Source organism: Peribacillus kribbensis DSM 17871, assembly GCF_000430765.1.
Classification (GTDB): Bacteria; Bacillota; Bacilli; order Bacillales; family DSM-1321; genus Paraperibacillus; species Paraperibacillus kribbensis.
Window position 1 is genome coordinate 113,755 of the sequence record NZ_AUMQ01000022.1, and the last position, 12,253, is coordinate 126,007.

Annotated in this window: 13 protein-coding genes; 3 read left to right on the forward strand and 10 right to left on the reverse strand. The window is 43.5% G+C overall.

Annotated elements, in window-relative coordinates:
* Positions 1-127: 127 nt before the first annotated feature.
* On the reverse strand, positions 128-337 hold the full coding sequence (locus H539_RS0102360) for a hypothetical protein (RefSeq protein WP_026692179.1): 210 nt from the start codon (positions 335-337) through the stop codon (positions 128-130).
* A gap of 197 nt (positions 338-534) precedes the next feature.
* On the opposite strand from H539_RS0102360, the gene H539_RS0102365 reads away from it, so the two are divergent.
* Positions 535-1,155 (forward strand): YktB family protein, encoded by a 621-nt coding sequence (locus H539_RS0102365; protein WP_026692180.1) that lies wholly within the window; start codon positions 535-537, stop codon positions 1,153-1,155.
* 109 nt (positions 1,156-1,264) lie between these two features.
* Here H539_RS0102365 and H539_RS0102370 read toward each other — a convergent pair whose 3' ends face one another.
* Entirely contained in the window at positions 1,265-1,534 is a 270-nt protein-coding gene (locus H539_RS0102370; protein WP_026692181.1) for a UPF0223 family protein, read from the reverse strand.
* 80 nt (positions 1,535-1,614) lie between these two features.
* The gene (locus H539_RS0102375) at positions 1,615-2,571 is read right to left on the reverse strand and encodes an NAD(P)H-dependent flavin oxidoreductase (protein ID WP_035321806.1); all 957 of its coding nucleotides are present in this window, start codon (positions 2,569-2,571) and stop codon (positions 1,615-1,617) included.
* Between the two features lie 300 nt (positions 2,572-2,871).
* Here H539_RS0102375 and H539_RS0102380 point away from each other — a divergent pair, with 300 nt between their 5' ends.
* Entirely contained in the window at positions 2,872-4,344 is a 1,473-nt protein-coding gene (locus H539_RS0102380; RefSeq protein WP_026692183.1) for an aminotransferase class I/II-fold pyridoxal phosphate-dependent enzyme, read from the forward strand.
* A 69-nt stretch (positions 4,345-4,413) separates the two neighbouring features.
* On the opposite strand, the gene H539_RS30560 is transcribed toward H539_RS0102380, so the two are convergent.
* Positions 4,414-4,539: a GapA-binding peptide SR1P gene (locus H539_RS30560; RefSeq protein ID WP_081415763.1), complete on the reverse strand. Its 126-nt coding sequence runs from the start codon at positions 4,537-4,539 to the stop codon at positions 4,414-4,416.
* Between the two features lie 251 nt (positions 4,540-4,790).
* Here H539_RS30560 and H539_RS0102385 point away from each other — a divergent pair, with 251 nt between their 5' ends.
* Positions 4,791-5,216 carry a DUF1885 family protein gene (locus tag H539_RS0102385; RefSeq protein ID WP_026692184.1) on the forward strand — a complete coding sequence of 142 codons (426 nt, stop codon included), beginning with the start codon at positions 4,791-4,793 and terminating at the stop codon, positions 5,214-5,216.
* Between the two features lie 409 nt (positions 5,217-5,625).
* Here H539_RS0102385 and H539_RS0102395 read toward each other — a convergent pair whose 3' ends face one another.
* From H539_RS0102395 to pdhA, 6 genes are all read right to left on the reverse strand, one after another.
* Complete coding sequence (locus tag H539_RS0102395; protein WP_026692186.1) at positions 5,626-6,498, reverse strand: polysaccharide deacetylase family protein; 873 nt, start codon at positions 6,496-6,498, stop codon at positions 5,626-5,628.
* A 29-nt stretch (positions 6,499-6,527) separates the two neighbouring features.
* Positions 6,528-6,773, reverse strand: coding sequence for a hypothetical protein (locus H539_RS0102400; protein ID WP_026692187.1), 246 nt, complete (start codon positions 6,771-6,773; stop codon positions 6,528-6,530).
* Positions 6,774-7,003: 230 nt separating this feature from the next.
* Positions 7,004-8,413, reverse strand: a complete 1,410-nt coding sequence (lpdA, locus tag H539_RS0102405; RefSeq protein WP_026692188.1) for a dihydrolipoyl dehydrogenase — start codon at positions 8,411-8,413, stop codon at positions 7,004-7,006.
* A 3-nt stretch (positions 8,414-8,416) separates the two neighbouring features.
* Positions 8,417-9,769 carry a dihydrolipoamide acetyltransferase family protein gene (locus H539_RS0102410; protein ID WP_026692189.1) on the reverse strand — a complete coding sequence of 451 codons (1,353 nt, stop codon included), beginning with the start codon at positions 9,767-9,769 and terminating at the stop codon, positions 8,417-8,419.
* Between the two features lie 116 nt (positions 9,770-9,885).
* Positions 9,886-10,863: an alpha-ketoacid dehydrogenase subunit beta gene (locus H539_RS0102415; protein ID WP_026692190.1), complete on the reverse strand. Its 978-nt coding sequence runs from the start codon at positions 10,861-10,863 to the stop codon at positions 9,886-9,888.
* A 3-nt stretch (positions 10,864-10,866) separates the two neighbouring features.
* Positions 10,867-11,982: a pyruvate dehydrogenase (acetyl-transferring) E1 component subunit alpha gene (gene pdhA, locus H539_RS0102420; RefSeq protein ID WP_026692191.1), complete on the reverse strand. Its 1,116-nt coding sequence runs from the start codon at positions 11,980-11,982 to the stop codon at positions 10,867-10,869.
* Between the last annotated feature and the right edge of the window lie 271 nt (positions 11,983-12,253).

Here is a 12,253-nt window from a genome sequence, read left to right on the forward strand (position 1 = left end):
CCACCCGGTGTTGATCAGGCAAAATGATAAAAACGGGCTCCGATAAAATTATTCCATCAAAGCCCGCTAAGGATTCTTCTTTTGCAAGGTATTTAAATTATCCATTTATTCAAATATGACTCCTATTCTAGTTCGCTGCTGCAAAACCTTTTAACCGGAGAAGCTCCTGGCGGATTCTTTCTAACCTTTGCTTGCATCTATTTTTCTTTTCGTCATTTTGTTCTGCCATCGCTTCATAAAGAGTCGCCAGCTCATAATCCATTTCCAGCCGTAAGACAGCGGTTCTATGCTTCTCGACTTCTTTCGCTTTTAAAGCCTGATTCATAACCTGCTTCATAAAAGGACACCCCTTCTTAAATAATAAAGTTATTTAAATTTTCAGATATTATTTTTACTATAATATGTTTCTTTAGAAAAAACTGCAACTAAATTGTGCAAGAACCCAGCTTCTCATCCTCCCGGAGCCAAGCCTTTTAGATTTTTTGGCTGCTATGGTAAAATAACTTGCAAACAGCATTGCAAGGAGGACTCGGATTGGAATTTAACGGATTTACAGCTTCCGACTTTAATGTATTTAAAATAAATGGCCTGGAAGACAGGATGTCTGCATTACAAGAACGAATCAGGCCGAAATTAGAAGCCCTCGGACAGCATTTTTCAAAAGAGCTGTCCCATTTAACAGGCGAAGAAATTTTTTATCATGTTGCCAAACATGCCCGGCGGACCAAAAATCCTCCAAACGATACGTGGGTAGCGTTTGCGGCTAACAAAAGAGGATATAAGATGGTTCCTCACTTCCAGATCGGCTTGTGGGAGACGCATCTGTTCATCTGGTTTGCAGTCATTTATGAGGCACCCAATAAAGAAGCAATCGGGAAAGCCTTGGAACAAAACCTTGACGAGATAACTGCATCCATTCCCGCTGACTTTGTATGGTCAGAAGATCATACTGTTCCTGAAGCTGCACCACATAAGGACCTCGTTCCTGAAAAGCTTTTACATTTATTTCAGAGGATGCAGTCCGTAAAAAGTGCCGAAATCCTTTGCGGATATCATCTTACCCGGGATGAGGCTATCAGCATGCCTGCTGAAAAACTAGTAGAGCTTGTTTATAATGTGTTTGAAAAATTAATACCCCTTTATAAATTAAGTTAAACACAGGAAGCCCGGCACAAATTGGGACCATAAACGGTCTTTTTCGTGCCGGGCTCTGTTTTTCCTCAATCCAGGGAACCGCCTTTTTTTCTCATGAGGCAATCAGCACTTACATGGTGATAAGCGCTTCTGTTTCTTCATTTTTTGCTTTTTGGATCACACGATAAGCAGAATATCCGCTGATCTCTTCAAACTCTGCCGTCAGCTTCTTTTCCTCCGCCTTACCTGGTACGATTTCCTTAAAACGACGGTAAGCCGCTGTCAGTTTTTCTTTTTGTATCCCTTTTTCATATGCCTGCTCTATGCATTCATAGAACTTTAATACATCAATTGTTTCTTCTGTCTCCCAGCTGTAATCAATCGGATATTGATAATCCATCTCCGCTGCCCCTTCCTTTACCTTGCAGTCTGCTGTTCCTAAGAATCTTTTTGTTAAAAAAAGCTAATGTATCTATACCTTTAAAGTGCCCATTTTTTTCTGATATTTTCAGCTTCCAGGATCATTTCCCTAAAAAGTTCATCCACGGACGGTTCGTCACGGATGATGCCCATGACCTGCCCAGCCCATGCAAATCCCTTATCAGGCTCTCCTTCATAAATATACTTTTTGTTGGCTTCACCGCTTATGTATTCTTTGAGCTCTTCATATCCGGCCCCAGCCTTTTCAAGTCTGATGAGCTTCTCTGTCCAGCTGTTGGAAATTGCCCTTGCCGGTGCCCCTAATGAACGTTTAATCACCACTGTATCATTTTCTGTCCCGTCAATCAAAGCCTTCTTATATAATGGATGGGCATGGACACATTCCTTCGTTGCAATGAAACGGGTACCCATTTCTATCCCTTCAGCTCCAAGTGAGAATGCAGCCATCATTCCTCTGCCGTCCCCTATTCCTCCTGAGGCGATTACCGGGACAGACACAGAATCGATTACCTGGGGAATCAGCACCATGGTCCCGATATCATTTTTACCAAGATGGCCGCCTCCCTCCTGACCCACAACCATTACAGCATCGGCTCCGAGCTCTTCTGCTTTTTGAGCCTGTCTTTTTGCAGCCACAAGTACCAATTTTTTCACATTCGTACCAGCAAGCATGCTGAAGAACCCGGCTGGATTGCCTCCGGTAACAGACATGATGGATACCCCTTCCTCCAGTGCCGCCTCCACAAAATGCTCAAATGGTCTGCCATTCTGGCCGATTGCGAAGTTTACTCCAAAAGGCTTGTCCGTTAACTGTTTGACCTTCCTGATTTCCTTCTTCAATTCATCTGGATTCTTCAGGGACATAGCTGTAATCTGACCAAGTCCCCCGGAATTCGAGACAGCGGCTGCAAGCTCCGCATAGGCGAGATAAGCCAGTCCGCCCTGTATGATCGGGTACTTAATCGTAAGCAGCTCAGATACTCTCGTCTGCCACATGTTTTGGACCTCCTCTATTTAATATCCACGTTATGCCTCAATGTTCGCTATTTTTAATGATTCATATGAGGTGATTCTGTTGTCAAAACAGATTGATTGGAGCGTAAGTGTCGAGACATTTTGAGCTAAAATCAGCCTGTTTGCTCCAAAGTCATACATACTTCAAAAACAGCCTTGAATAAAAATGGCTATAATGCACATTCTTCCCTTTGCAAAGCATGCTACAAATGCTATAATTCTTTTGTTTTGTTAATACTATAAATGATATCAAAATCAATGAGTAAAGAGGTGTTAAAGCAATTGACACAGAATGAAACACCCCTTTTTACCGGACTGCTTGAACATGCGAAGCGTAATCCTGTTCAATTTCATATCCCCGGCCATAAAAAGGGACAGGGAATGGATCCGGAATTTAAAGAATTTATTGGAGAAAATGCGCTCTCCATTGACTTAATAAATATTGCACCGCTTGATGATCTGCACTCTCCAAAAGGTATGATCCATAAAGCACACGTCCTTGCTGCTGAAGCATTTGGTGCTGATCACACCTTTTTTTCTGTCCAGGGCACAAGCGGAGCCATCATGACCATGGTTATGTCTGTCTGCGGACCTGGAGATAAAATCATCGTCCCGAGGAATGTCCATAAATCAGTCATGTCAGCGATTGTTTTTGCAGGAGCTGTGCCGATTTTTATCCATCCTGAGATTGATCATAACCTCGGGATTTCTCACGGGATTACAACGGATTCTGTGGAGAAGGCCCTTCATCAGCATCCGGATGCTAAAGGACTTTTGGTCATTAACCCAACTTATTTTGGTATTTCGGCAGACCTGAAAAGGATTGTGGAAATTGCTCATTCTTACAGTGTTCCAGTCCTTGTCGATGAGGCCCATGGGGTGCACATCCATTTCCACGAAAAGCTCCCGATGTCTGCCATGCAGGCTGGTGCGGACCTATCCGCCACAAGCGTTCATAAGCTTGGCGGTTCTCTTACACAAAGCTCGATCCTGAATGTAAGGGAAGGACTGGTTTCCGTAAACCGGGTGAAGTCCATCCTAAGCATGCTGACCACTACGTCTACGTCCTATATCCTTCTTGCTTCCCTTGATGTAGCGAGAAAAAGATTGGCCACACAAGGAAGAGAACTGATAGAGAAGACGATAGACTTGGCCAATTATATCCGCAGGGAAATCAATGCCATTCCAAAGCTTTATTGTGTCGGAGAAGAAATTCTGGGAAGCAAGGCTACTTACGATTATGATCCAACCAAGCTGATTATTTCAATTAAGAAGCTTGGGCTTAATGGATATGATGTTGAAAAGTGGCTTCGGGAAACACACAATATCGAGGTTGAGCTCTCTGATTTATATAATATCCTTTGTATTATAACACCTGGCGATACGCTTCAGGATGCCAATGCTTTAATTCATGCCATGCGGGGTCTTGCCCAGGAATTCGAGCACTATTCGGAAGAGCACAAAGAAACACCTGTTTTGCTTCCCGAGATCCCGGGACTTGCATTGACTCCGAGAGATGCTTTTTACGCAGATACCGAAACCGTCCCCTTTGAAGAATCCGAGGGACGGATCATAGCAGAGTTCATCATGGTTTATCCTCCAGGGATACCAATTTTCATACCGGGTGAGATCATTACCAGGGAAAATCTTTACTATATTAAGAAAAACCTTGAGGCCGGCCTTCCTGTCCAGGGACCGGAAGACTATGATTTAAAGCACCTGCGGGTCATTAAAGAACATAAGGCCATTATCTAGCACAGTAAAAAACCTTGTCCGGTTGACAAGGTTTTTTTTATCTATATTTACCCCCAAAGCCTGCCTAGATTATCTCTGTTCTTGAACGCCCTCATCACTGCAGCAATCGCAGTTAGTGGAATACAAAACATTTACCTTTTCATCATCAAAATGATCAATCGTGCTGTTGCAAGTTTGACAAACAATAGTCCCCATTTTTTCAAACTCCTTTAATAAAGTTTTGTGTCCGCTATTGAAAGCGTTTTAATCCTTTGTATACTCTATAATAATATAACACATTTAATTTATCAACCATAAATTGTATGTAACATTTAAATTCACTTTTACTTTTTCAGTTCTAATTGGCTTGTAAGATGAATAAGGACATATAATACAATACTTCTGCCTGTGCATATCTTCCCGGCAGTGGTACTATAAAATAAAATATCTATTAGGAGGACTGTGGCTTGTCTGAAAATGCGTATATCAAGCTTGTCGAAGGTTCCGACCGCCAGACCCTGACTCTCGGGGATCTGAAAGAATTGTTTCACTATTACAAGCAAATCACTTCCAAAACTGGAGACCAGCTGAACTGGGATTACAGTGTTAAAGCATTTCCTTATGACATTAAAGAAATGGCACACGACCGATTTTACTTATCCTCATCCCACGACAAATACAATCATATCATCCTCGGCATATCCAAAGAAAAAATCACCCTAGATGACGAATCCGAAAAAATCCAATCTTATATACAGGTCACCCTTCCAGAAAGCTCTACATACGGAGACAAAGGAAAAGCAAATGAATTCTGCAAATACCTCGCAAAAAAATTAAAAGGAGAGCTGCACCTCTTTAATGGCCGGGTTATGTATTATTATCCTAGACGGTAAGGCTGCGGGGGTGCCCTGCGGCTTTTTAAATGAAAATGATATCAGTGGGTTTCATATAATCCAGCAGGCATTTTGGTATTACAGAGGCGATTTGGGCTGGCGCGATGCAAAGTTAAGAGATAGAAGTGATCTCTGCAATCATATGGGAGTTTGGCGTTTCCTGGCTCCATTCAATTGGGTATCCCTCGCTCCCTGTGGAACTCTGATTATAATCAGCAGCCCGTCCAGCATCATTAAGTCTTCCTCCAATTACAAAAGCATGGAGAGAGTCTGTCATTCAGCCAGGATGTTAAAAAAAATATTTGAATTCAGGGAAAGAAGAACTTATTATCATCAAACATTTTAATTGTGGATGTACGAACCATGATTTACTTCTGCTAAAAAAACACCGGCATCTCTCCGGTCCTTCTTACTTCGGTACCTCGATCAAGGCAGGATCAATAAAGGAGTATCCTTTATCCTGAAAGCCTTTTATGATTCCGGGGAGGGCTTCCATCGTCCACGTCCTGTCATGCATGAGCAGATTGGCACCATTTGAGAGATAGGGAGAGCTTATCATAATCTTGGTAAGTGCGTCTTTATTTTGGTATTCCTTCACCCAATCGTATCCAAAAGTCCAGTTCATGATTGCCATTTTTTCTTGTGCTGCAAGCTTTTTGGAATAAGCTGTATTGGCACCATACGGGGCCCTGAAGAATTTCGGGGCTTCCCCTGTAACCGCTTTAATCTTCTGGTTCAGCGGCACAATTTCTTTATATTGCTGGCTTTCTGGTATTTGAGTCAGGTTTGCATGAGTTTGGGTATGATTGCCGATTATAAAGCCGAGATCGTGAAGTTCCTTCAGTTTGGCCTGACCTTCAGGAGAATCGATAAAATGCCCATTCACAAAGAAGATGGCTTTGATGCCGAGACCTTTTAAGGTTTTAGCCATTTCAACTGCATGTTTGTCGGGAGCATCATCAATGGTAAGAAGAACTTCTTTTTTATCCGATTTCTCCAACGGAACGATTGACCAGTTATTTGGATTGATGCGATATTGGGGAGTGATCGGTTTTACCACGGGATCGGCCTTCTGGGCGTCTGGACTATTTTCAGTTCCATGGGTATCCTGATTCTTCACTTCGGGTTCTTTCTGCGCTTCCTTTGTCTGTGGCTTTGCTTTTTTAGCCTGAGTCCCTTCCTTATGTATGTGATCTGCTGCTTCTTTTGTTCCAGTACCTGAACAGCCCGCTGAGACAATGAAGGCTGCCATACAGAGTATGTAAAGGAATTTCTTTAGCATTCTTCTTCTCCTTTCATAACAATTAAGTGCTATACCGGAATAAACCTGCTGAGGCAAAGGGTGATCATCCCATAGCTGACCAGGCTCAAACAGGTGATCAACAATGTTCTTCTATTGGATTTTAAGATGGTCTTTCCTATCATCAGCGCCAGATAACAAAAAATGATGAACATGGTCGTCTTATAAATGATCCGGTCATGACTCGACAGCCATTCTGCCAAAGAATAACCGCTCCAGACCATGGTTTGAAAAAGAAAAACAATATAGGTTTTCATGGGAATCCAGCTCCAATCTGAAGGCTTTACTAAAAATATATTTTTGGCCAGCGAGATTCATGAAAGGCTGTCCTTCTTTTTTTAAGCCTGCCTTTTTCCCTAATGAATATAACCCTGTCCTCCTTCCAATAAATCCCCAGTTCGTTTCTCCACTTATACGTACTACCCTTTTCTTGCCTGTTTTAAGCATAAAAAAAGACTGGCAGAATGCCAGCCTTGTATTTTAAAGATTATTTCATAACATGGATCGGAAGTCCAAGAGCAACTTCTGCAGTTTCCATAGTGATTTCCCCAAGAGTTGGGTGAGCATGGATTGTCATCGCTATGTCCTCAGCAGTCATACCAGCTTCAATGGCAAGACCAAGCTCAGAAATCATGTCAGAAGCGCCTGCTCCAGCGATTTGTGCGCCGATGACCACTCCGTCTTCTTTTGTAGTGATGAGCTTCATGAAGCCGTCTGTGCTGTTAAGAGACAGTGCACGGCCGTTGGCGGCAAATGGGAATTTAGCAGCTGTGATTTCAATGCCTTCATCTTTAGCCTGCTTTTCCGTATAGCCTACAGACGCCAATTCTGGATCTGAGAATACTACAGCCGGAATGGCAAGGTAATCGATTTCTGCATGCTGGCCCGCAATTGCTTCAGCAGCAATCTTTCCTTCATAAGAAGCTTTGTGGGCAAGAGGAGGTCCCTCAACAATATCGCCGATTGCAAAAATATTTTTAACGCTTGTACGGCACTGCTTGTCGATTTCAATAAGGCCTCTTTCAGTCTTCTTGATGCCGACCTGCTCCAAACCAAGCTCATCCGTGTTTGGACGGCGTCCAACCGTTACAAGTACATAATCAGCTTCAACTGTTTTAGTTTCACCTTTTGCTTCATAAGTAACGACTACACCATTTTCAGTTTCTTCCACGCCTTTAGCCAGTGCCTTGGTAACAATCTCGGCACCTTTCTTCTTAAGGTTCTTGGCAACCAGTGAAGACATCTGCTTTTCAAATCCAGCAAGAATATCGTCCATTCCCTCAAGGATTGTCACTTTTGTGCCAAAGTTAGCATATGCTCCGCCAAGCTCTGTACCAATGTAGCCTCCGCCGATGACTACCAATGACTTAGGAACTTCTGGAAGCGCAAGAGCTCCTGTAGAATTAAGGACACGCTTAGAATATTTGAATGCTGGAAGTTCAATTGGAGTTGAACCTGTAGCAATGATTGCATTCTTGAACGTATAAGTCTGTGCAGAATTTTCATCCATTACACGGATGCTGGTTTCATCCACAAAGTAAGCTTCACCGCGGACAATATTCACTTTGTTTCCTTTTAGAAGGCTTTCCACTCCGCCTGTAAGCTTGTTGACGACAGTTGATTTCCAGGCTTGCACCTTAGAGAAATCAATTTTTACGCCTTCCGCAGTGATACCGATGTCTTCAGAATGAAGCGCATGCTCATAGCGGTGTCCAGCCGTGATCAATGCTTTTGATGGAATACAGCCGACATTCAAGCACACGCCGCCCATATTTGCTTTTTCAACGATTGTAACTTTCTGTCCTAATTGTGCTGCGCGGATAGCGGCTACATAACCGCCAGGGCCTGCACCGATGACAAGAGTATCTGTTTCAATTGGGAAATCTCCAACTACCATTTGTTACCCCTCCATTAACAATAGTTCTGGATCGTTTAATAGACGTTTTATATGATTTAATGCGTTTTGAGCAGTAGCTCCGTCAATCATGCGGTGGTCAAAGCTTAAAGATAAGGCAAGTACTGGTGCAGCAACAATTTCCCCATTCAGTACAACAGGCTTTTCTGCAATTCGGCCGATTCCAAGGATTGCAACCTCAGGCTGGTTAATGAGCGGTGTGAACCATTGTCCGCCGGCTGAACCGATATTGCTGATTGTGCAAGAAGCACCTTTCATTTCTGCAGGAGCCAATTTACCTTCACGCGCTTTGCCTGCAAGTTCATTGATTTCATTTGAAATGCTAAACACTGATTTGCGGTCTGCGTTTTTAACAACAGGAACTAATAGACCCTTTTCAGTATCCGCTGCGATTCCAATATTGTAGTAATGCTTGTAGATGATTTCCCCTGCTGCCTCATCAAAGGATGTGTTGAGTGCCGGGAATTCACGCAAGGCACTAGTCAATGCTTTTACTACATAAGGAAGGAATGTAAGTTTGATTCCTTTTTCTGCTGCCACTTCCTTGAACTTCTTGCGGTGTGCAACAAGCCTGGTTACATCTACCTCATCCATCAAGGTTACGTGAGGAGCAGTGTGCTTGGTATTCACCATTGCCTTAGCGATCACTTTGCGGATAGCGCTCATTTTCTCGCGGGTTTCTGGGAATTCTCCTTCCGGAATTGCCTGTGCTGCCGGAGCTTTTTCTTCCTGTACAGCTGCTTCCTGAACTGGAGCTTCGGCTGCTTGAGGTGCCGCTTGTCCGCCCTGTGCAAAAGCATCGATATCGCTTTTCAGGATGCGGCCATGATCAGCCGATCCAGCTACCTGGCGGATGTCTACACCCTTTTCACGCGCATATTTACGCACGGATGGCATCGCAATGATGCGGCGGTTAGGATCCACATCGGTCTTCGGCTGATTTCCAGCTGGAGCAATGGCTTCTGGAGCAGGAGCAGATTCTTGCGCAGTTGCAGCTTCTGGAGCTTTTCCTGCTTCACCTGTGGACTGTACCTGTTCCTCAGTCTTCTGTTTCCCTTCGTCCTCGCTGTGATCGCCTTTGAATTGAATGTTTTCATAGCCAGGGGCATCAAAAGTAATAAGAACATCGCCTACTACAGCCACACTGCCTTCTTCCACTTTAATCTCTTCCACTGTTCCTTCTACAGGAGATGGGATTTCAACGACTGCTTTGTCATTTTGTACTTCGCAAAGAACATCGTCCTCTTGAACTTTATCTCCAGGTTTTACAAACCATTTCACGATCTCGCCTTCATGAATACCTTCACCGATATCCGGAAGTTTAAATTGAAATGACATGGATTTAACCTCCTCATATTATCGTAAATTTCGCATTAAAGAAAATAAAAAAGTCTGACTATATATAATTTTCATGTAAAAGGCTCTCTGTTTCAGAGAGCTTTTTACTGGTTAAATTAAAAAGTAAGAACCTTTTTGGCCGTTTCGATGACATCCTTGTAGTTAGGAAGCCATACGGATTCCGCCTGGGAGAATGGATACACGGTATCAGCAGCAGCCACACGCAATACCGGTGCTTCAAGGCTTAATACTGCACGCTCCATAATTTCTCCAATGACATGGCTTGCAACGCCTGCCTGGCGCTGTGCTTCTTGTACTACAATTGCACGGCCTGTTTTTTCAACAGATGCCACGATTGTATCCACATCAAGGGGCATTAGAGTGCGCAGGTCAATGACTTCAACGGAATGCCCTTCTTTTTCAAGCTCCTCTGCAGCTTTTAAAGATTCATGGACCATTGCGCCATAAGTGATAATCGAAAGGTCGGTACCTTCGCGCTTGACGTCTGCTTTGCCTAATGGAATGGTATATTCTTCTTCAGGCACTTCCTCACGGAAAGCACGGTACAGCTTTAAGTGCTCAAGGAAGATGACAGGATCGTTATCACGGATGGATGAAATGAGAAGTCCCTTTGCATCATAAGGTGTTGATGGCACAACCACTTTCAGGCCTGGTGTCTGGACCATAAGTCCTTCAAGGCTGTCTGAATGCAATTCTGGTGTATGAACACCGCCGCCAAATGGAGAACGGACAGTAATAGGCATATTGTAGCGTCCGCCTGAACGATAGCGCATACGTGACATCTGGCCTGCAATGGAATCCATTACTTCGAATACAAATCCAAAGAATTGGATCTCAGGTACAGGACGGAATCCTTGAAGGGCAAGACCGATAGAAAGTCCTCCGATTCCAGACTCTGCAAGCGGGGTATCAAAAACTTTATCTTCTCCGAATTCCTTCTGAAGTCCGTCAGTTACCCGGAATACACCACCGTTAACTCCGATGTCTTCCCCAAATAATAATACATTCGGATCGTTTTTAAGTTCATTGCGCAATGCATCATTGATTGCTTGAACCATTGTCATTTGAGCCATGGCTTACTTCGACTCCTTTGCTTTGTAAATTTCATACTGCTCTTCTAGGTGAGCCGGCATTTCTTCATACATAATTTCCATAAGATCAGTAACCCTTTGCTTCGGTGTATCGTCCGCTTCTTTGATAGCGTTCTTGATATCTTCCTTAGCACGGTCGATCACTTCATTTTCCATCTCTTCATTCCAAAGATTTCTGCCTTCAAGGAATTTACGGAAACGGACTAACGGATCCTTTCTTTCCCACTCATTATCAAGATCTGAAGTACGGTAGCGGGTAGGATCATCACCAGCCATGGTATGAGGGCCGTAGCGGTAAGTAAGGGTTTCAATCAATGTAGGACCCTCCCCGTTTACAGCGCGTTCGCGTGCTTCGCGGACTGCAGCATATACGGCAAGTGGATCCATACCATCTACCTGAATTCCTGGAATTCCGGCAGCAACCGCTTTTTGGGCAATTGTTTTGGCAGCAGACTGCTTTTCAACCGGAGTGGAGATTGCGAATCGGTTGTTCTGAACAACGAAAATCGCCGGAGCTTTGAAAGCGCCCGCAAAGTTGATTCCCTCGTAGAAATCACCCTGTGAAGCACCGCCGTCCCCTGTATATGTAATCGCAACGGATTTGGCTCCTCTTTTCTTCATCCCAAGAGCAACGCCCGCACACTGAACATACTGTGCACCGATGATGATCTGAGGAGAGATAACGTTTACACCTTCAGGAATCTTGTTCCCTTTAAAGTGTCCGCGCGAGAATAAAAACGCCTGTGAAAGAGGAAGTCCGTGCCAGATTAATTGAGGTACATCACGGTATCCTGGAAGAATGAAGTCTTCTTTTTCAAGAGCGAATTGAGAAGCCAGCTGTGACGCTTCCTGTCCAGCAGTAGGTGCATAGAATCCAAGGCGCCCCTGGCGGTTTAATGAAATGGATCGCTGGTCAAGTATACGGGTATACACCATGCGCGTCATAAGTTCTTGAAGCTGATCATCTGTTAATTCAGGCATAGCGGCTTCATTGACTACTTCTCCTTCTTCATTGAGAATTTGAAGCGTTTCAAATTGCTCTTCAACAGCCTTAAGCGTTTTTTTGACATCAAACTGAGCTTTTTGAGCTTTACCAGCCATCTGTGTCACCTATCCTTTCAAATTAAAAGGTTTTATAATATAAAGCATTTTTTATGAGACTTTCACAAGACTAACCGGAAATCCGTATTCCTTATCCGTACAGTGCCATTACACTATTTTCCACCATAGTAAGGACCGAAACATTACCGCTTCTAATCTCGCATTTGAAATTACCCTGTATCTATAGAATTATATAAAAGAATGATACAATGCTTTATTTCCTATAACAGTGTACAACAACTTATTTGATCTAGTCAAACACTTGAATTTA